At 41.4% G+C, this 22309-nt stretch carries 13 protein-coding genes and 1 pseudogene; 9 read left to right on the top strand and 5 right to left on the bottom strand.

What is annotated here, in order from left to right; all coding sequences use genetic code 11:
* Window positions 1-188: 188 nt before the first annotated feature.
* The 3 genes from GXP67_RS31785 to GXP67_RS31775 form a co-directional block, all read right to left on the bottom strand.
* Complete coding sequence (locus tag GXP67_RS31785) at window positions 189-2555, bottom strand: ELWxxDGT repeat protein (RefSeq protein ID WP_162446839.1); 2367 nt, start codon at window positions 2553-2555, stop codon at window positions 189-191.
* A gap of 99 nt (window positions 2556-2654) precedes the next feature.
* Entirely contained in the window at window positions 2655-3263 is a 609-nt protein-coding gene (locus tag GXP67_RS31780; protein ID WP_232064508.1) for an IS630 family transposase, read from the bottom strand.
* 5 nt (window positions 3264-3268) lie between these two features.
* A complete protein-coding gene (locus tag GXP67_RS31775) occupies window positions 3269-3700 on the bottom strand; it encodes a helix-turn-helix domain-containing protein (RefSeq protein ID WP_162441767.1) in 432 nt (143 codons plus the stop codon).
* Between the two features lie 163 nt (window positions 3701-3863).
* On the opposite strand from GXP67_RS31775, the gene GXP67_RS31770 reads away from it, so the two are divergent.
* From GXP67_RS31770 to GXP67_RS31730, 9 genes are all read left to right on the top strand, one after another.
* Window positions 3864-8156: a hybrid sensor histidine kinase/response regulator transcription factor gene (locus GXP67_RS31770; protein ID WP_162446838.1), complete on the top strand. Its 4293-nt coding sequence runs from the start codon at window positions 3864-3866 to the stop codon at window positions 8154-8156.
* Window positions 8157-8328: 172 nt separating this feature from the next.
* On the top strand, window positions 8329-8733 hold the full coding sequence (locus GXP67_RS31765) for a TraB/GumN family protein (protein WP_162446837.1): 405 nt from the start codon (window positions 8329-8331) through the stop codon (window positions 8731-8733).
* Window positions 8706-8957, top strand: coding sequence for an erythromycin esterase family protein (locus GXP67_RS31760; RefSeq protein ID WP_162446836.1), 252 nt, complete (start codon window positions 8706-8708; stop codon window positions 8955-8957). The genes GXP67_RS31765 and GXP67_RS31760 overlap by 28 nt, the downstream gene beginning before the upstream one ends.
* Window positions 8958-9334: 377 nt before the next feature.
* Entirely contained in the window at window positions 9335-11785 is a 2451-nt protein-coding gene (locus GXP67_RS31755) for a TonB-dependent receptor (RefSeq protein ID WP_162446835.1), read from the top strand.
* A 106-nt stretch (window positions 11786-11891) separates the two neighbouring features.
* A complete protein-coding gene (locus GXP67_RS31750) occupies window positions 11892-12164 on the top strand; it encodes a hypothetical protein (protein WP_162446834.1) in 273 nt (90 codons plus the stop codon).
* 305 nt (window positions 12165-12469) lie between these two features.
* A complete protein-coding gene (locus tag GXP67_RS31745; RefSeq protein ID WP_162441349.1) occupies window positions 12470-12607 on the top strand; it encodes a class IIb bacteriocin, lactobin A/cerein 7B family in 138 nt (45 codons plus the stop codon).
* A 294-nt stretch (window positions 12608-12901) separates the two neighbouring features.
* Window positions 12902-14071 carry an HlyD family secretion protein gene (locus GXP67_RS31740; protein ID WP_162446833.1) on the top strand — a complete coding sequence of 390 codons (1170 nt, stop codon included), beginning with the start codon at window positions 12902-12904 and terminating at the stop codon, window positions 14069-14071.
* A gap of 28 nt (window positions 14072-14099) precedes the next feature.
* Window positions 14100-16286: a peptidase domain-containing ABC transporter gene (locus tag GXP67_RS31735; RefSeq protein ID WP_162441351.1), complete on the top strand. Its 2187-nt coding sequence runs from the start codon at window positions 14100-14102 to the stop codon at window positions 16284-16286.
* 219 nt (window positions 16287-16505) lie between these two features.
* Window positions 16506-17738 (top strand): IS256 family transposase, encoded by a 1233-nt coding sequence (locus GXP67_RS31730; protein WP_162446832.1) that lies wholly within the window; start codon window positions 16506-16508, stop codon window positions 17736-17738.
* A 135-nt stretch (window positions 17739-17873) separates the two neighbouring features.
* Here the strand turns inward: GXP67_RS31730 and GXP67_RS31725 are convergent.
* Window positions 17874-19116, bottom strand: a pseudogene (locus GXP67_RS31725) (IS3 family transposase).
* Between the two features lie 499 nt (window positions 19117-19615).
* On the bottom strand, window positions 19616-22240 hold the full coding sequence (locus tag GXP67_RS31720) for an Ig-like domain-containing protein (protein WP_162446831.1): 2625 nt from the start codon (window positions 22238-22240) through the stop codon (window positions 19616-19618).
* Window positions 22241-22309 lie beyond the last annotated feature (69 nt).

The raw sequence follows: 22309 nt of genomic DNA, 5'->3' as shown, positions 1-22309 counted from the left end.
ATCTTACATGGCAAATTAGAAAAAGAAAAAACTATTAAAACAACAGGCCATAAACCTTGCGATTGGATCTGCACTCGTGCATTCTTTAACACTTTTAATCCATATGTAAGAAACTCCACTCTTGTTCAAAAAGCCGGGAGAAACGGTATTTCTCCCGGCTTTGGTAAATATATAATTGAAATTGGTTATTATTTTTTGACTACCTTAACTATTTGTGTTTGCCCTTCTTCAGTCGATATTTTCACTACATAGACCCCTTGTTTGAGATGAGCTAAGCTGAGTTCTGTTTGCGGGTCTTGTGTGGTGCTTTGATAGACGACTCTGCCTAAGTTATCTGCTATAGTGATGTAGCGTTTGCCTGCTTGCTCACTACTAATGGTAAGCTGCTCTTCAAAGGGATTGGGATACAGACTTACGTTGCTTTCCAGGCTTTCTGTTGCATCTTCTGCACCTAGTCTGGCCGTAGCATTGACTCTGGTAAAAGAGGTGGTTCTGCCCCATGTCTCTGACAAATTAGTTTTTACTCTCACATAATAGCGCTGATTGAACACCAGCTCAGGGAACACAGCATAATAGGTGCCCGTGCTTAAGCGGCTTACCGTGCTTCTAGTAATAGAATTGGAAGAGAAATCAGAAGTAGTACTCACTTGCAAGGTGTAGGTAGTAGCCCCGGATACGGTGTTCAGATACAGGGAAGTGCCGGTAGTGGTGCCTCCATCAGAAGGATTGACCACATAAGCACTGCCTGCAGCAGAAGCAGTGGTAAAGCTAGTCACTGGTCCCCAGCACAAGCCAAGGTTGGTATAGACCCTTACAAAATACTTCTGATTGAGTGCAAGCTCAGGAAAAGAAGCATAATAGGTGCCTGTACTTAAGCGGCTTGTGGTAGTTTTAGTGATCACTCCTGTGGTAAAGTTAGCTGAGCTACTCACCTGCAGGGTATAGGAAGAAGCCCCCGGAATGGTTTTCAGATACAAACTAGTTCCGCTTAAAGTGCCTCCACTCGATGGATTGACCACCAGGCTGCTTTGCGCAGCATTGCTGCAGGAAGCAATAAAAGGAGAAAGATTACTTCCGGCAATCACGGTGATGGCAGATTGAGCAGGCGTTTGCCAGCCCACAGCCAGGTGATCATTGCCGGTAGCTTCTTTGTGGAGGGCTTCAATGTAGTATTTTTTACCTGCCACTAAAGAGATAACAGCAGATTTCTGAGAAGGGAATTTATTCCATTCTTTGTTGCCTGAATAAGTAGCAACAGAGGCAATTCTGGTTTTCTTAGTAGGATCTTCATCTGAGGACAGGTAAAGTTCACACTGGTCGTCACCTGCAAGATAGAAGGTATAGTTACCTGTATAAGGCGCACACAGATAACCCTGGATTCGTTCTCCATAGTTATCTCCCTGATTGGGGGTAGTTTCAAAGGAAGTGAGCTGGGAAGAAGCACTAGGAGCAGTGTTAACGGGAATGGCACTCACCGAATAGCCTGTGACATTGAGCCACTTTTCCCGCAAGATAGAGCCTGTACCACTACAAGTGACAGCCGGTCCAACTACATCGAGTACTTTCAAAGTGCCTGCTTCTGTACCATCGCTTTTCCATAATTCATTTTTAATTCCATCATAACTCGTAAAATATAAAGTACCATTGACAGCAGTTAAATTTGAAGTACTGTAGTATGAGTTTCCCTGGTAAATATCTCTGACTAATTGAGTGCCTGCCTCTGTGCCATCACTTTTCCAGAGTTCCATTCCATGTGTCCCATCATCGGCAGTAAAAAAGAGAATATTATTCACATTGATTAATTTAGGCAAGAAAACAGAGCTGTTTGTGCCAGGATAAATATCTTTTACCATCATTGTGCCAGCTGCTGTTCCATCACTTTTCCATAGTTCTTCTCCATTGGTATTGGTGCGTGCTGTGAAATACAAAGTGCCATTGACAGCAGTTAAGTTCATGTCATTAATATTTCCTGCTTCGAATTTTTTTACCAGAACTGTACCATTGGCAGTTCCATCACTCTTCCAGAGTGCACTATTTTGCAAATCATATCCTAGAAAAAACAAAGTACCATCTACATCAATTAGAAAACTGCCGAAAATACTTGCGTTTCCTCGGTAAATATCTTTTACCAAAACTGTACCGGTGGCAGTACCATCACTCTTCCACAATTCAGCGGTCTCATCTCTATTTAATGGATCAACCGACGCAAAAAAAACAGTGCCATTTACCGAAAGTAGACTGATTGCTGATACATTCTCTTTGATTGGAACAGTGCCAGTGGCTTTTCCATCACTCTTCCACAAGCCCTTGTGACTATTACTATTTGGGTAAACTGAGAAAAACAGGAAGCCCTTATTATCTGCAAAGAAAACCCGGTCAGTGTCTAACACGCTAATAAATCCTAATGGTACAATGCTTTCTGCTGTTCCTGTAGTACTCATCAACTCGAAACCATTTGCACTATTACCAGAAGTATAAAATAAGGTATTACCTGCTTTGGTTAATGTAATAGGATAGTGATTTTGATATAAATCATTCCAGGAACCCAGAGACACATCCGTTATTTTAACAGTACCATTGGGAGTACCATCGCTTTTCCAGAGTTCATATCCTCCGGTTCTTTTATATTCTGAAATGTAAATTGTAGTAAGTAATTAAACACAATTAAGTATAATATTTTCATCTACTTCAAGTTTTTTAAAATCAAGTTTAAAGTAAGTACCCAATCCTGAAAAGATGGTATAAAGTGCCTCCTTAAGCGCTTCTACAGACAGATAGTCTTCGGCTTTGAGCCAATGATATTTCACCTGCTTCCAAAATCGTTCGATCCTGTTAAGATGAGGACTATACTTAGGCAGCAAAAAGATGTATAATCCTTTCTGTTCCCATTCTTCTTTTTTGACTTCCCATAGGCCACATGTATGCCAGGAGGCGTTGTCTAAGACTATGACAGTAAACTTGGAAATAGATGTTGAGAAGGCCTCTACACATTCAATGATAAAGTCAGCGTTTAGACTCCCACTTTTCTGATAAGTAAGCAACTCATTATTTGTACTTAACAAGCCAAATACATTTATCCTTGTACTTCTTTGGGATAAAATAGGGGCGTGTTCGCCTTTTTTGATCCATCCATAAGGTACACAAGGGGTAAGGCAAAACCCTGATTCGTCTCCAAAATATAAATCTATACTGCCTGTCTGTGCCAAATAAAGCAAAGCATGTAATCGCTTGACTTTCTGCTCATATGCTTCTTTGTTTTGCAATGGCTTTATCCATTTACGGAAACGTTTCCATCGGCAGTCAATTTTTTTAAAAACCGCTTCAAGGTCATCTCACTCATAGCCGTGCCTAATTTAGCTTCTATCTCTCGCTTAGCTAATTTAAGTTGTTGTTTTTCTTTCTCTATGCTATTTTCCACTACTTCAACATGGGTAGCATTACTGGTAGTAAGGATGGGTTTTCTGCCTTTCCCTTTTTGGTTCTTTAACCCTACCACACCTGTTTTCTCAAAGCGATCAAACCACTTATAAATACTTAACTGACTTACTTGAAAAATGCTTGCTAACTTCTGTACTTGATAGCCTTGATTGGATAACAGTATACATTGGCAACGGTTACGTTCCTGATAACTTTTACTATCTTTATGAATCTTCTCTAAGTCTTGTTTTTGCTTGTCTGTAATCTTCTTGATATAACGCATAAGCAAAGATACAATTTGCCAAAATCTTATACTTAATTGTGTACTCTTACTTAAAACTTACAACATTAAAAGTAGAAGCTCAAAACATGAAAATACCTAAACTTAGGTATTTACATTGGTTTGGATTGTTCTTAATTTTATTGCTGTCCATCAAACCTGAGCTATGAACCGAATGAAGCCTTCACTGCCTGTCATGCGAATGGCTCGGGTGTCTGTGGAACGGGCAATACGAATCTCCTGTATTCTATATATCTCTTGGCTGTTTTCCTTCAGATGGTTGATGGGCTCTGCAGATACATTCCTGAACAGATGTTGGCCTTATAGGTATAAACGCAGCACCTTACTCTTTGTGCTTTTGCAAGGCAGCTGGCTGATGCTGCAGGCTCAGGCTTCCTTGAAATTTGAGCATATAGGTGTTCAGCAAGGTTTTTTCAGTCTTGCTACCTGGAATATTTTACAGGACACAAGGGGCTATATGTGGTTTGCCACCAATGACGGACTCCACAAATACGATGGCTACGGGTTTACTAATTATGAGTTTACGCCCCACGACACTACCTCTGTGGCCCATCATACCATTTCTGCCTTATGGGAAGATCCGGAAGGAGACTTCTGGATGGGAACCATTGAAGGAGGCATCTGTAAGTTTGACCGCTCCACAGAGAAATTTACTACTTTTAAACCGCCTCAGCCCAAAGGATTACAGGTGCCGGCTTTACGGGCAGTGTCTGCGATTGGCGAAGATAAAGAGGGTATGCTATGGGCAGGAAACTGGCTGGGAGAATTACGCCGTTTTGATAAACACACCGGAACTTTTTCACAAACGCCTTTCGACATGGGTTACCGGACCAAGCCCGGTAGTCATCTGACGATAGATGGGATATATGCCATTTACAGGGACCGGAAAGGGGATACCTGGATTGGTAACAGGACTGGTTTACACCAACTCAGGCTTACACCACAAGGGGACGGCAAAGCCTCTTCAGTCAGCTTCATCCATTATTATCCCGATGCCGGGAATCCAGCTACCTTAAGTGATAGTGTGGTCAGAACAATTTACGAAGACCGAAAAGGCATGCTCTGGATTGGTACTGATAAGGGCTTGAACCGTTATGACCCGGCCACCGGGCTTTTTACGCGCTACCTGCATCAGCCCAATGATCCCAATTCACTGAGCAGCAATGGTATTTTTCATAACAGCATCACAGAGGATTTACAGGGAAATTTGTGGATCGGGACAGGTAACGGGCTTAACAAACTGAATCCGGAACGGACAGGCTTTACCCGTTATTTTCATGATCCGGCCAATCCACATAGTTTAGACAGTGATTTTATTACCAGCGTAAAAGTTGATAGGGCAGGAAATTTGTGGGTGGGTACTTTTGGAGCGGAGATAAATAAAGTAAACCTGTATCAGCAGCCTTTTGAACTGCAGCAGCAGCACCCTTATAACAGCCGTTCGCTGAGCCATAATTTTATAGAGGCTATTGTTGAAGATCACACAGGCATCCTCTGGATTTGCACGCAGGGCGGAGGTGTAAATGCGTATGATAAAAAAACAGGCCTGTTTACCCGTTACCGTCATAATCCATCAGACCCTGCCAGTCTGGCTAGTGACAGGGTGAAGAGTATAATTGAAGATAGCGAAGGCACTTTATGGATTGGCAATGGAGATAAAATATCCAGATTTGACCGGGCTACCAGCAGGTTTATCAATTCTTCAGGCAGTATAGAACTGGATAATAGCTTACAGAAGCTGGGTGCTGTACTCTTATATAAGGATCAGCATGGCCTGATCTGGGTAGGTACCATGTCGGGGGGTATACGGAGTTTTAATCCGGAAACAGGCACGGTAAACTATTACAGGCACGATCCTTATGATCCGGAAAGCCTTACCGATCATCAGACTTATTGCTTTTTGGAGGATAACAAAGGCGATCTGTGGATTGGCCATGGCAGTGTGGGCACCAGCCGGCTGAATAAGCAAACAGGCAAGTTTACCAGATATTCACACAACCCCCTGGATACCACCAGCATCAGTGCCAACAGGGTGTTTAGCATCTATCAGGATGCAAAAGGAAGGCTCTGGCTGGGAACAGCCGGCGGAGGGCTTTGCCAGTTTCAGTATGATACCGGGCGCTTTACTACCTATACAACCAGGCATGGCCTTTCTAACAATACCGTGCATTCGATTCTGGAGGATGACGCAGGCAATTTGTGGCTGGGCACCAACACTGGTCTTTCCCGTTTCTCACCGGAAACCAAAACCTTTACCAATTATGAGGCTGGCGATGGCTTGCAAAATGGCCAGTCTACAGGTGCTTGTTTTAAAGGCAAAGATGGCACTTTGTATGTTGGCGGCATGAATGGGCTGAATATTTTCCATCCCCGGCAGCTTCAATCAAACAAGTATGTCCCACCGGTAGTAATCACCCAGTTTAAATTATTCGATAAAGTGCTTCCTGGCAAACACGAAGCCAAACAGATACAACTCAACTATGACCAAAACTTCTTCACACTTGAGTTTGCTGCCCTCAATTACACCAATAGCCGCAAAAACCAGTACCTCTATCAGTTAGAAGGCGTTGATAAAACCTGGGTAAAAGCAGGCAGTAACCGGATGGCTGTCTATACTGATATAGATCCTGGCACCTATACCTTCCGGGTAAAAGGATCGAATAACGATGGCATTTGGAATGAGCAAGGAAGAAGCCTTCGCATTATTATTCATCCACCCTGGTGGCGTACCATATGGGCATATATGAGCTATACACTGCTTTTTATATCCGCTCTGGTGCTTGCCCGTAAAGCGATTGTCAACCGGGAAAGGCTACAAGCTAATTTGCGGGTGCAACGGGTAGAAGCCGAGAAACTCCGGGAACTGGATTCATTAAAATCCCGCTTTTTTGCCAATATTTCCCATGAATTCCGCACGCCGCTCGCTGTTATTAATGGCCTTGTGCAGAAGTGGAGCCATAGGGAAAACATAAGTGTAGAACAAAAAGCTGATTTTGGCATGATCGGACGCAATGCCTCCCGTTTGCTGCAACTCATCAATCAACTTTTAGATCTTTCCCGGCTGGAAGCAGGAAAACTTACGCTACACCTGCAGGCTGAAAACATTACCGCCCAGCTGCGGGCTGTGGCTGCTTCTTTTGAATCCCTTGCCCAAAGCAAAGCGATTACTTACCGCTATACTGTACCCCTGCAACCGGTCTGGGCGCTTACAGACAGGGATAAAGTAGAGAAAATTGTGAGTAATCTATTATCCAATGCTATTAAATTCACTCCTTCAGGCGGACAAGTTATTTTTAGCGTTTCCCTGGATGAACTGAATGGAAAAGGCGAGCTTAGGTTATTAGTACAGGACACAGGGATAGGCATTGCTGAGCAGCACCTGCCCCATATTTTTGACCGTTTTTACCAGGGGGACCCATCGGCCACCAGGGAACATGAAGGTACAGGTATTGGACTGGCACTCGCCAAAGAACTAACCGAATTACTGGCAGGCACCATTCAGGTAGAAAGCCAGCCAGGGCAAGGCTCACTATTTAGGATCAGCCTGCCTTTAGAACTCACTGAGACCCCACAGGCACTTACAAGCCCTGAAGAATTGATTCAAGTGTCAGAGAATACAATAGATCCATCTCTATCCAGCCAGCTACAAACACAGGGCAAACAGCAACCCCAAGTCTTACTGGTAGAGGACAATGCAGACCTGCGGACTTTTATCAGGGAGAGCTTATCAGCGGAGTTTACGATCCTGGAAGCCACTGACGGGCAAAGCGGCTTAGAAAAGGCCATAGAAACCATTCCTGACCTGATTTTATCAGATGTGATGATGCCGGCAATGGATGGATTCAGCTTGTGTGAAAAACTCAAAACCGATGAGCGCACTTCTCATATTCCTGTAGTTTTGCTTACGGCCAAAGCCGATATGATTTCTAAACTGACTGGTTTAACCAATAAGGCCGATGATTACCTCTTTAAACCATTTGAAGTAAAAGAACTGCAGGTACGGATACAAAACCTGATTACGCAAAGGCAACAGTTGAAGCAGCATTACAGTCGGCAGTTCTTCTTACAACCTAAAGATGAAAACCTGGCTTCTGCCGAAGACAAATTCCTGCAAAAAGCCCTATCAATTGTGGAAGCCAACCTGGCCAATACCGGGTTTGATGTGGAAATCTTCAGCCGGGAAATAGGTATGAGCAGTTCGCAGTTGCGCCGCAAGTTAGGTGCCCTCACCGGTCAGGCTCCTGCTGATTATATCCGGTTAATCCGTTTGCAGAAAGCGGCAAACCTCTTGCAGCGTGGGCAAGGCAATGTGAGTGAAGTAGCCCTGATGACAGGTTTCAACAGCCTTAATTATTTCACCCGCTGTTTTAAAGAGCACTTTGGCAAAACACCTTCTGATTTTCTGCGGGAATCTCACCCGATAAAAGTGGGATCTTGAGTATAAGTGCTAATTTTAAAAATGTGTAGATGTGCAAATGAAAGGTTGGCTGTCAATGTAGTAATACGAGCTAATTTCTAAAATACCTCTGTTTATTAATTTACTGCCGGCTCCTTACTACAGTATATACTTTGAAAAGGGAATGCCTCAAATCGAACATAAACTATATACCATGAAAACAATAAGTAAGTATATTTTTTATGTCATTTTTAGCAGTTTTTTCCTGTTATCGGTGTGTCTGGGACAGAGTGCCCATGTGAAGCATGAGAAAGAAATTGTCGCCTGGCTTAAATCAAATTCATTTCCGGTGAAACACCTGACAGCCGGAAAGGGTTTTGCCGATCTACAGCCCTTGAAAACAATCTTACAAGAGGTGCAGGTCGTAGGGCTGGGCGAAAGCACCCATGGCACCAGGGAAATGTTTCAGCTTAAACACCGCCTGCTGGAGTTTCTGGCCCTTGAAATGGGATTTACAGCCATTGCCCTGGAAGCCAGTTATGCTGCCTGCCAGCCCATCAATGAGTATGTACTGTATCACTTCCCTGGTCTTTGTCCCAAACAAATATTGATAATCTGATTCTGGACTTGCGAGCGCCGGTAGCCAGTACGGAGGTATTCAGATGGCTTCATTCTCCCCACAAAGTATACTTAACTGGCTGGTTTAATTCTTCTCCTGCAGCGTGTATTCAAGAAGTAGAGGTCAGCCGATGGTATGATGGTCTTATTTTTATCAAACAAACCACGCCCACCCGGCCTACAGCCAATGCCTTGAAAACAGTGGCTAGGAGAGAAGGCTTGTAAAATGATTGGAAACATATTAAAAGGGTTTTTTCGGATATTGGTTTATTTAAAGTGCAAATAAGTGCTCATTACCTGATGCCACTTTTCTAACTCATTACCACAGGGTTCAAATCTATTGAGAGTACCAAAAAGAATATAATGGGAATTTCAGGTATTGTAGAAGTAGATAGCAAAACTCGGGGAAGAGGAATGATATGCTCAGATACTTACTAGTGCCAGCATTCTCAGGTTCAAACATAGTTTGCTCATAGCATTATTCGAGCAAAAGTTAGCACAAACTGCGCATGCCCGGATTCTGCTATTTTTAGCCCTTTTTGTTCTCCCAAAAAAGTAAGCTTTCATCATACCTTGGTAGCTGTATATCAATAGCTACCCCTATGAAAAACCTGTTACCCTTTCCAGACTATTTCAGTAGGCATTACCTGTGCCTATTGCTGCTATCCGGTTCATTACCCTGTTTGGCGCAATCACAGGTAGGCGGCATCGTGCAGGAAGATAATGGCAAACCCTTGCCCTTTGCTACCGTCTTATTGCTTTCTGCAAACGATTCCCTGCTGGTAAAAGGAGCTATTACTACCGAAGCCGGTGAGTATAGTATAGAAGGCGTACAGGCAGGTTCTTACCGGATGGCTGTTTCCATGCTGGGTTACCAAAAAGTGTATTCTGCTCCTTTTTTTGTGGCTGCTTCTACTCAAACCATACAGGTGCCTTTATTACAAACCTCCGCTGAGACAAAACAACTATCAGAAGTGACCATTGTTGGTGAAAAGCCCATGTTTGAACAGCAGCTCGACCGCATGGTGGTAAATGTACAAAGCAGCATAACTTCGGCAGGGGCTACCGCCTTAGATGTACTGGAACGCTCTCCAGGAGTGTCGGTGAACCGGCAACAAAACAAACTCTCGCTGCTGGGCAAAGCGGGTGTGATGATCATGGTGAATGGCAAACTTTCGCGCCTGCCCCAGGATGCTTTGCTCCAAATGCTTGCCGGGATGAACGCTTCAAATATTGAAAAAATAGAACTCATTACTACGCCTCCTGCCGGAATGGATGCTGAAGGAAATGCCGGCCTCATCAATATCGTAATGAAGAAAAATACAGACCTGGGTACTAATGGCTCTTATTCAGCTACTTTAGGCTATGGCTGGTATGAAAGGCCGGCAGCTAGTCTCAATATGAACCACCGGACTGCAAAACTCAATTTCTTTGCCGATGGCTCCTTTTTATGGGATCATTACTGGTTCTCTCTTTATACGAACCGGCGTTTTACAGAGCAGAACCAGATGGTAGAAAGCAGCAACGTAACTAACCGCAATACCCACCATATGATCTATAATGGCCGTATGGGATTTGAATACAGCCTGGGAGGGCAAACAAGTTTAAATGGAATGGTAGCAGGCTTTAATAACAGGCAGGAACAGTTTGCCCTGAATCAAACTCGGACAGTAGAGGCTGCTGATTTGCATACCACTATTGCCGGAAAAGACCATGAGATCAACCAGTGGCGACACCTGATGGGTAACCTGAATCTGCAACATGCTTTTCAAAACCAGAGCAAACTCAACCTTGACCTGGATTACCTGCTTTTTCATCATAACAATCCGCATTGGTATGAGAATGATTTTCAGAACTGGCAGCTAAACACCCAACAATTGGAATTCATGAACGGCACCAAATTTACGCCCATCCATATCGGGGTAGGGAAAGCCGATTACGAATTCAAGATAGGTAAAACAGCCCTGAAAACCGGCATGAAAGCTACCCTCTCCAGCCTGGACAATGATGTAGCAGTGCAAAAACTTTCCGGAGAAGAGTGGATTACCGAGCCTGAGTTCACCCAGAAAGTACAGATGCAGGAGCAAATCGGAGCTGCGTATGCAGGTCTGGAGCAGCAGCTCAATGTCAAAACCAGGCTGCAGGCAGGCCTGCGCTGGGAATTTACCAATACTGGTTTAACTGCTTCTACCGGAGAGAAACTGCTCAAACGCCGCTATCACTATCTTTTTCCAAGTGTATCTCTGTCCAGAGACCTCTCAACAAAACATACCCTGCAACTTTCCTACAGCCGCCGCATTACCAGGCCTACTTACAAAGACCTGGCACCAGTGTTTACATTTTTAGATCCGTATACATCCTTTTATGGCAATACCTCATTATTGCCGGCTATTACCGATGCCTTGCAGGTGGTATATCAGATTCAGAAGAAATATTTCCTTACCCTCCAGTATAGTTCTGATAAGAATCCCATTACATGGTTGATGCGGGTGGATGCCGGAAGGAACAGGCACTATATCTACCCAGACAATATTAAAAGTATTCATACCTATTCGGTCAATTTAAGTATTCCTGTAGTGCTTACTTCCTGGTGGCAAATGCAAAATAACCTGATGGGCAACTACCAGCTAAACCAGACAAACTATCAGGGAGAAAACCTGCGCATATCAGGATATGCAGCCCAACTAAATACAACCCATACGTTCTCTTTGCCAAAGAATTTTTCCATGGAGCTAACAGGGTTCTATAAAAGCCGGTCGTATATGGGGGTTTTACAGATCAGGCCGCAAGGATTTGTAAATATTGGCTTACAAAAGAAGTTAAAAGGGGATAAAGGCAACCTGAGCTTTACCATAAGTGATCTGTTCTGGAATATGCGCTTTGAAGCTGTCAATAACCTGCCATCGCTTGATTTATACCAGCGAATAGGCATTGTAGGAGAACCAAGGGTAATTCGCCTGACGTATTCACGCAATTTCGGCAATAAAAATATTAAAGTCTCCAATCAGCGGAAAACAGCCTCAGAGGAGGAACGAAACCGGCTGGGTAATTAACATATAGAATGAGTCAAACTTAATTTTTTCTACGTTAACCACTTATCAATCATGCAACACACAGTCCCAATCACCCGAGTAAGAAGTGCCCGTATTGTAAACCAATGTGCCAAGCACAGAGCTGGAAAACGTCCGGAAAGTTTTGAACTTGCATATGGAAGGCGTACGCCAGGGAGATGTCTCTATGCTTGAGCAGGCCTTTCACCCCAGTCATCTATGTTTGGATGGAAAGGCAAAGACCTGTTTTATGCCTGCTTTCTCTGACCGTTTAAGTGAGCAACAGGTAAAGGAGATACACCATTACATTCTTTCTACAGCTAAAGAGCTAAGCAAGCAAGAGAGCAAAGCTATAAAGTATTTTTCCTGCAATAATTATTAAACCTTGTTGTCTAAAGTTTATCCTAATCCTGAAAACTTGTCAGACCCCTTAATTATTGGGAATATAGCAGTAGAAAATTATCAATTTTCAGAGTTAACTAATAGGGGAATGATTTTTAACCTAGACATATGTTCTAAAACATAATCATAGCTTTTTATTTTCAGAAAAAAATATTTACCAACAGGGGTTTACTTTCCAGCATTGCCTCCATAAAAAGCAAAATTCAACAATATCAGTAACGTGCGCACGAAAGGTATTTTGAATGGTTTATTCAATACTTTTCAATCTTAATTTTTTTACACACAATGGAAAATTTAAATCAAATTGGCTTAGTAGAATTAAATTCTAATGAATTGCAAGAAATCGAAGGTGGATTGATCCCATTAATCATCGCATTAGCTGCATTTGATGCTTGCTTGTGGGGATACATTGCATTAAACTAATTTTTAAACTGCCAAATGCCACCTTTAGCGTAGCCATTTGTTTATTGATACATGAAGTAAGGAGAGAAAACGCTCCTTACTTTTTTTTAAACAAAAAATACAAATTTATACATCAAGGAGGCAGATTTTCTACCTCCTTCTTAGTTTAACAAACCATACGCATCCTAATTTTTCCAAACATATGTCAATTTAAAAGATATTTATAAAGAGCGATTGTTGTCTGTAGCTACCTATCCTCTCATAACTCTTTTAGATAACAGAAATTTCAAAAACAGTTGAGTTGCTTTCTTGAATATGCAGAATCAAATTTATCCTCCTCAGATTATTGAGAATAGTGCTGAAACCTATATCGCCGAAATTTCTACCAGAAGCCAGATCATTTATTCCTCTATTTTACTTTCCATCCTTTGTATTATTGTTGCCCTGCCTTTTATTACAGTAGATGTGTCTATGCAAAGTCCGGGAATTATCCGGCCAACGGCTGAGAAAAATGAGGTAAAATCTTTATTATCCGGTAAGGTACAAGAGGTATTTGTAAAAGATAATCAGAACATTGCTCAAGGACAGCCTTTGTTAATGGTTGGATCAGAAACCCTGGATAGCAAACTCAAACTCAATGGGGAACTACAACTCGAAAAACAGACCTATATCCAGGATTTGCAAAAACTAGTAAGGATAGATACCGCCTCCATCTTTCAGGTAAAAGGGATTTCTTCTGCCCTGTACCGCCAGCAATATAACCAGTTCCTCTACCGCCTTTCGGAGAGCAGTCAGACTAAAAACAGAAAAGCAAAGGAATTACTTATTGATAAAAAACTATATAACGAGAAAGTGATCGCCCAGCGGGAATACGAAAACAAAGTGTTTGAATATGAGAATGCGCTTGCTTATTATCTGTCGGCCATTCAGGGACAGCTGAGCGGGTGGCAATCGGACCTAACTGCTAATACCCGACTGCTTTCAGAACTACAAGCAGAAGAAAAACAACTCCTGAAAGAAAAAGAACTTTGTACCATTAAATCACCTGTTGCAGGCACTTTGCAGCAATTTTATGGTATTTCCCCTGGAAGTACTATTCACAGTAACCAGGTGCTTGGAATCGTTTCACCAGATTCTGATATACTAGTAGAATGCTACATTCCTCCCAAAGATATAGGTTTTATCAAACAAGATATGAAGGTCTATTTTCAGGTAGATGCCTTTAATTATAATGAATGGGGATTGGTGTCGGGAAAAGTAATGCAGGTAGCCTCCGATATAGAAATGATTAACGATCAGCCGGTGTTTAAAATAAAATGTAAACTGGATAAAGATTTCCTCCAGTTGAAAAATGGCTATCAGGGAAAATTAAAAAAAGGCATGACGGTACGGGCCAGATATATTCTTACCGAAAGAAGCTTATACCAGCTTATTTTTGATCAGGCCAATGACTGGATCAATCCACTCGTTGCTTCCCAATCCTAAATTTCTCTCCTTCCCATCAGATTATCCAATGAAAAACATAGTAAAAATAAAGCAGCATGACATTACCGATTGTGGTGCTGCTTGTCTTACCTCTATTGCGGCACATTATAAACTCCGGCTCCCCATTGCCAGAGTCCGGCAATACACTTCAACCGATACCAAAGGAACCAATGTATTAGGGCTTGTTCAGGCAGCTACCGGGCTGGGATTTACGGCAAAAGGGGTAAAAGGTACTTTTGAGAGCCTGTTCAAAATTCCTACTCCTGCCATCGCACATGTAGTGATGCAAGGGGGCTTACACCATTTTGTGGTGATCTATGGGGTTACCAAACAATATATAATTGTCATGGACCCGGCCGATGGAAAAAAACATAATCTGCTGCATGAGGAGTTTAAGAAACAATGGTCAGGGGTGCTGGTCATTTTAATGCCGGGTTCTGATTTTAAAAAAGGCAATGAGAAAAAAACTATCTTCTCCCGCTTTTATTCTCTGATACGTCCCCATAAAAGTATACTTATACAGGCATTGGTCGGAGCGCTGATCTATACGGTACTGGGGCTTTCTACGTCTTTGTATGTACAGAAGATTGTAGACCATGTGCTCCCTAGTGGCAACTATAATCTGATGAACCTGATGGGGGTACTCATGATTGTTTTGTTACTGATACAGGTTTTCATCGGATCATTTAAGGGAATTTTCGCTTTAAAAACCGGTCAGCAGATTGACGCAGGGTTGATTCTTGGCTATTATAAACACCTGCTGACATTGCCTCAACATTTTTTTGATACCAGGCGCACCGGAGAAATTATTTCACGGGTGAATGATGCGGTAAAAATCCGTTTCTTTATCAATGATGTAGCCCTGAATCTGATCGTGAATGTGTGTATTGTGGTTTTTTCCTTTGCGCTGATGTTTTCCTATTACTGGAAGCTGGCCTTAATTACCCTGTGTGTGCTGCCGCTCTATACCCTGGTGTATTTTATAGTTAATGCTATTAACCGCAAGCAGCAACGCAAAGTGATGGAGCATACCGCAGAACTCGAATCACAGTTAGTAGAGTCAATAAATGCGGCAGGTACCATCAAAAGATTTGGTGTAGAATCCTATGCCAACCTGAAAACAGAAACCAAGTTTATTGCTTTGCTAAGAAATGTATATGGCTCTAATCTGAACAGCTTGTTTGCTTCCCAGGCTTCTGAATTCATTTCCAGGCTGTTTACCATTATTCTGCTCTGGGCAGGTGCTTTCTTTGTCCTGGAAAACCTATTAACAGCCGGTGAATTATTATCTTTTTATGCCTTGCTTGGCTATCTGACCGGACCAGCGACTTCATTAATAGGCATGAATAAAACCATTCAGGAAGCCCTCATAGCCGCTGACCGGCTGTTTGAGATCATGGACCTGGAAAGAGAGGAAAGGGAAAATAAAATAGAGATGACCCCGGAGATGAGTGGCGATATTCAGTTTAGTGATGTTTGCTTCCGCTATGGTTCCAGGGCTGCTATTTTTGAAAATCTCACCCTTAGCATTCCAGCAGGAAAAGTGACTGCGATTGTGGGAGAAAGTGGTTCAGGAAAATCAACGCTGATGTCCTTGCTGCAGAACATGTATCCGCTTACCGGAGGAAACATTAGTATTGCCAACCATTCTATTAAACACATCAGCCACCAGAGTTTAAGAAAAATAGTAAGTGTGGTTCCCCAAAAGGTTGATTTGTTCTCAGGCACGGTTATCGAAAATATTGCAGTAGGTGTTTTTCAGCCGGATATGAAACGGATTTTAAGAATTTGCCATGATCTGGGTATTACCCAATTTGTAGAAAAACTACCTAATGGATTTCTTTCTCAATTGGGAGAGAATGGAGCTAACTTATCAGGAGGCCAGAGACAAAGAATAGCCATTGCCAGAGCCTTATACCGGGAGCCGGAAATACTGATTATGGATGAAGCCACTTCATCCTTAGATACCCTTTCAGAAAAGTATGTTCAGAAAACCATTGAGAAATTAAGGGCTGCCCACAAAACCGTTATTATTATTTCGCACCGCTTGAGCAGCATCATGCATGCTGATAAGATTATTGTATTGGAGTCTGGCAAAGTAACAGAGGAAGGAACACATCAACAGTTAAAGCTGTATGGAAAAAAATATTCCAGTCTATGGGCTGAGCAGTTTCCAGCCGAAGAGAAAGCTATTTTCAATATGCTTACTTCATAAAGCGAGTAGAATAATATTGCTAGACTCTGTTGAGTCTAGACATCAAATAACTATATTTTGAAGCTTTTGATCTCTCCTCAATAAATCAGGCACATTAGAAGTATCAAGAAAGGAGAGGTTAATTTAACTTACTCCTTTTAGGTAACTGAGATTGTAAATTTAACTGTTAGTCAAAGGTAAAAAATAATATGATTTTTACCTTTGACTAACAGTTATTTTATGGACTCAAACAAAGAATTTGATTTTGAAGCTTTTAAAAAGCAAGCCATCGAAGGCATGTATGCCGGCAAACCTCTGAATGGCGAAAAAGGTATTTTCGCTCCCTTACTGAAGCATTTTTTGGAAGCAGCTTTAGAAGGCGAACTGCAGTCCCACCTGCAGGAAGAAAAAGCCTCAGGAGTTGCCAATCGTAAAAATGGTAAAACCGCTAAAAAAGTAAAAAGCCTGTCTGGAGAATTTAACCTGGAAACAGGAAGGGATCGTAACAGCAGTTTTGAACCGGTCATCCTTCCCAAACGACAGGTAATCATCACTGAAGAACTTGAGGAAAAAGTCATTGGCTTGTATGGCTTAGGAGTAAGTACCCGTGATATTACCAGGCATATCAAAGAGTTATATCAAATGGATATCTCGGCAGCTACTTTATCGGCTATTACAGATAAAGTAATTCCTGTCATGAACGAGTGGCGCACTCGTCCATTAGAGTCAATCTATGCTTTTGTGTATCTGGATTGTATGCACTATAAGGTCAGAGAAGGTGGCAGTGTAGTAACAAGAGCCGTATACAATATCTTAGCTGTCAACCTGCAGGGGCAAAAGGATTTGATAGGTATGTATGTATCTGAGAGTGAAGGAGCAAAGTTTTGGCTCTCCGTGCTGACTGATATAAAAAGCAGAGGCGTGCAGGATATGCTCATTGCCTGTGTGGATGGCTTGAAAGGTTTTCCGGAAGCCATTGCCAGTATCTTTCCTTATACACAGGTGCAGACTTGTGTGGTGCATCAAATCCGCAATAGTTTACGCTATATCAGTGAAAAAGATAAAAAAGCTTTTATGGCGGATTTGAAGTTAGTCTATCAGGCATCCACCAAAGAAGAAGGCTATGAAAACCTGATAGGGCTGGAGGAGAAATGGGGTAAAAAATATCCTGTTCCTATCTCTTCCTGGTACAACAACTGGGCAAATTTATCTACCTTCTTTCAATATGACGCGCACATCCGAAAAGTGATTTACACCACCAATATCGTGGAAGGCTTTCATCGACAGGTCAGGAAAGTAACCAAGACAAAGGGTGCTTTTACCTCTGATAATGCCTTGTTGAAGCTGGTGTACCTGGTGGTGAGCCGAATTAGTGAAAAGTGGACTATGCCTTTGCACAGCTGGAATTTGACTTTGTCCCAACTCTACATTATGTTTGAAGAAAGACTCAAACCACACTTGCAGAACGCTTAGCAGCAACACCTGACACAGTTCTTTTTACACTCCCAGGTAACTAAAAAATCTAGCTAACAAATCCGTTCTCTTTACATTCTCCACTTTTATGAGGGAAGCCCAAACTGGAGTTCCCCCGCTAAAAAGGAGATTAAGTTAAGCTATTAATGATAGTTGTTGCCAATCTTGTTCGTATTCTTCCGGACTCATATAGGCTAAAGAAGAATGTCTGCGTTTTCTGTTATACCACACCTCAATATAATAGAAAATATCTCTTTTCGCATCTTGGTGAGTTTGATAACTCTTATGATATACCAGCTCCTTTTTCAAGGTAGCAAAGAAACTCTCCATTGCTGCATTATCATAACGGACCTCAGACCAAGCCTGATTTGGGGTCCATTACCTTTTCGGCTCATGGAAGGTTGAAAACCGTCTTGTTTTAATAACTGTTGATATTCATTACTTGCATATTGGCTACCCCGATCTGAGTGATGCAGTAGACCACTGGTAGGTTGACGCATACGCAAAGCCATTTGTAAAGCAGCGATCACTAACTCTTTGGCTAGTGTTGGTTGCATAGACCAGCCCACAATTCGCCTGGAGAATAAATCTAATACCACTGCTAAGTATAGCCAACCCTGTTTAGTCCAGATATAAGTGGAGCCGATGTTGCACTCGTTGCAGGTCCATATCAGTTGTCCACTTTTCATTGGGTGCTCCTGCTGTAAATTCCTGATTGAGTACATTGTTAGCTACCGGCAAATCATGGTTAGAATCAGTGGTGGTAATATATTTTTTCTTCCCTTTCGCTTTGATATTATTTGCCTGCATTAATCGGGCAACCCGATTTAAGCTGCACCTATAGCCTTTTGCCTTCAACTCTGTATAAATTCGAGGACTCCCGTAAGTTTGGTTGCTCTGCTTATATACTTTCTTTATTTGCTCGACTAACTGCTCGTTTTTGTCTTTATTATCAATAATTTTATTCCGACACCAGTGGTAATATCCACTGGTAGATATCTGCAATACCCGACACATAGCCTCTACTGAGAACTGCCCCCGATAGTCTTTGATAAACTGGTACCTTAGCGAGGGCGCTGACCCGGACCCCAGATCAAGCTCTGGTTGAGGTCTAGATACCCACTGCCTTTTTTAGTATCTCAAGCTCCTCCTTCAAGCGCAAATTTTCTTTTTTCAAGGCTGCCATTTCTTCATCTTTGGGATTGCCTTTGCCGGGAAAAGCTTTTTCTCCTGATTGGTTAAATTCCTGTTCCCATCGACGGAGCATACTAAGGTTGACGCCTAGATCCCTGGCTAATCCGCTTTTGTTTTTACTTTCTGCAGCAAGCCTGACAGCTTCTTCTTTAAATTCTTTGGAATACTGTTTTCTTTGATCCATTGTTGACATTTGGTTAAAGTAATTTACTCTTTTTTAAATGTCCTTTTCAATGGGGGAAGTCCACTCTTGAGGTTCACTTTGCGTTAATAAAGTAAATAACATTGTTATTATAATAAAACCATCTTTAAAAGGCTTCATCCGTTGGAGAGGCTTTTTATTTTTAATGATTACTTACACGAAAGGGTTATTTTGTATCGAAAGGGTTATTATAGAGTGATAAGAATTTAATATTAGCATTACATAAATGCCTTCCTGATGGGGAGGCTTTTATTTGATCTCCTCCCAATAAATCAGACATATGAGAAGTAAATTTAAAGGTGAAGTTAATAGAACTCACCGTTTACAGCTGATTTCTCATTTTTCACTTGTCAATTATAAGATTAGGACAGTGTATTACTCTACGTTTTTCCACTATTAAATTACACTGTCCTAATTTCGCACTATGCTGAATTATAGCACGCTACTAATAAGCGTCGCACCCTATAATTACAGATTAACTTTACTGCTTAATTACTCTTATAACCTGTTGCTTGTCTTTTTCATAAGTTACTTTTACAAAATATACTCCTTGTTTTAAATATTTACCAGAAAGCATTAGAGTCTTTTCACTTTTACCAGTTGATATGAATTTACTAGCCTGGTAATGTATTTTCCCTACAACATCTACTATCATTACATCTATTACTCCATTTAGGCTCTTTCCCATATTTAAGGTAAATGTATCAGAAAAAGGATTTGGGTAGATTGAAATAGTTTGCGCTATTTCTTCATCAATAGAGCTTGATAAGCGATTTCCTGTACTTATTTTTTCAATTTCAATATAATCTATGCCTCCTTGCGTTTTATTTGCTTCAATAGAAATATAATGTGATCCTGTTGATAAAGTTATGTTTGCTGTTTGCATGTTTCCCCACCAGGAAGTACCTAGACAAGAAGAAGCAGTAGAAGAAATAGTAGTGGCGTCACCTGTAAAAGTAGCAGCCGTTCCGTTGACTGTAAAAATATAGCCGCTAGGCCAGTATCTTTGATTACCATTTACATCTCCAGAACGTACTCTGGCAATAATTCTATAGGTTCCTGCTTGTGTTATTGAGAAATTGATCCTTGCTTTATCTCCTATATCTGCCAAACGTAAATATTTCCCGTCACTCAGGTCAATACAATTGACACCTAGTACAGTCCCACTAGTAGTTGCGGTACCTTCCGTTACATTTGAATAATTGGTTTCAGCTTCATAACGCGTTATTGTATTGCCTACACTTATGTTAATTGAACTAGACATCCTGGTCACGTTAGGCAGACTACTTATTGCTTTTGCCGTTAAAACATAATCACCTACTGCTACATTATTCCAGGTATAAGTATAGGGGCTATTTGAATCTTCGCCAAGTTTAGTAGTTCCTTGATAAAACTCTACTTTAGTAACACTGCCTAATGGAGTAGTGGCTGTAGCATTGATAACAATATTTGAGTTGGCAGGGAAGATAGCATTATTTGCAGGAGCGGTTATATTAACCTGAAGATAAGGATTTGCTAGGTCCTCCATTTGTCCAGACATAAATAATATACCAGGGTACACCTGCCACACACCAGACCAGGGTTGATTCGAACCAATATTGGCTAATCTTGGGTTATCATTCACAGATGGATAGCCTGATAAACCTGAATTTGTTCTTAGATAGGCTGCTTTTATATCATCATCTTTGAAATACTGATTGACTTTTGCAAACCACGTATCAAAAGTACTATTCCAATTACTAGCTGTATTTACACCGTCAATCCGATATGCTGTAGTAGTATTAGCTGGCTGATCTGTTCCATATCTGGTTAGAGTCCCATCTTGATATTGAAGCAAATGTTGAACTGTTTTCAAAATCGTTTTATTGCCTCCACTTGTATTACCATTTGGGTTGCTACCACCTGCTGCACCTGTATTTTCTATATGGGTAAATAGATCAGTGTCTCCTTGTCTTGCAAAATGTTCGGCTATATCTGCACAAATAGACGTTATACACATCCCATAGGCCCAACCTAAATCTGGCAAGGTAGTAGACCATCTTTCAAAATCACCAGGAGTGCCATCAGGAAATACTCCATAGGCTAACCAGTCTTTTACAAATTTTTTTGCCTCAGTTTTTAAAGTAGTATTATTCTGACCTAAACCCACCATCGCATAAAGTCTAACCGCACTTGCCCTGCGGTTATTAAAATACCTATGGAACGAATAAGTAATATAGCCGTTATAGTGGGTTACACGGGGCCCTCCTTGTGTATCGCTTAAACGATACTGTTGTTGTGGGTTGATTGTATAATTGTCATTATTATCATTAGTTGATCGATTGCTAAAAAGGCCGTCTATATAATAATTTATATTGTTCTTGAAGAAAACAGCTGCATTTAAAAACCATTCATCGAGAGTAGCTTTATCTGAGTTAGATAAGGTATGTTTGATATAGTCATAGGCAAAATAATAGGTTGTAAACCATTCTGCTATAGTAAATCCGGGAGCATCATCAGTTAACTTATCATATTGCCACCTAGTCGTATTACTTAAATCCAAGTTAGACACAGCGGCTTGTGCAAGTAATTCCGTCCTAACAGCATCTCTATATTGAGTGTCGCCGGTTATCAGGTAATAGAATGCAGCATCTCTTATTAAAGTACCTTTTACTTCGCCAGACTCTAATGTGACTGTCACTACTCCAGTTGGGGGTGTTGTATTAGCAGGATACGCAGTGCCTGTTACTATATCTCTTCTTGTATAAGCTGAATATTCAGGTTCTGGACCATCTCCAACTATAATATAGGTGCGTGATGAAGATGGATTAGGGCCATTATATCTTTCATAGTCAGGGTCAGCCAAGAACAAACGTGCTCTATTCTTTATTCTTTCCCAATCCCCGGGAGAATTAGTTTGTACGTCACCGGCTATTCGATAATTTTTGGTATTCTGAGTAGCAGTGGAATTCGCTCTTTGCTTCCATATAGTAATTTCCTCAGGTGTATAATGTAAGCCTGATTGCGAAAAGGCTTGAATAATTGTTAAAAGGGTTAATAAAACAATCAAAGGTATCTTCATGTATAGAGAAGATTTCAAAGCCGGATTTTGAAGTTGGTGTTTCATAAAATATAGAAATATAGTTTTGGATGGTTGAATGCTGTCTATCAGCAAAATTTGATTTTGCCCACTTTC

Origin of the sequence: Rhodocytophaga rosea (genome assembly GCF_010119975.1) — a bacterium.
Lineage (GTDB): Bacteria > Bacteroidota > Bacteroidia > Cytophagales > 172606-1 > Rhodocytophaga > Rhodocytophaga rosea.
This window is presented reverse-complemented; position numbering and strand designations above follow the sequence as displayed.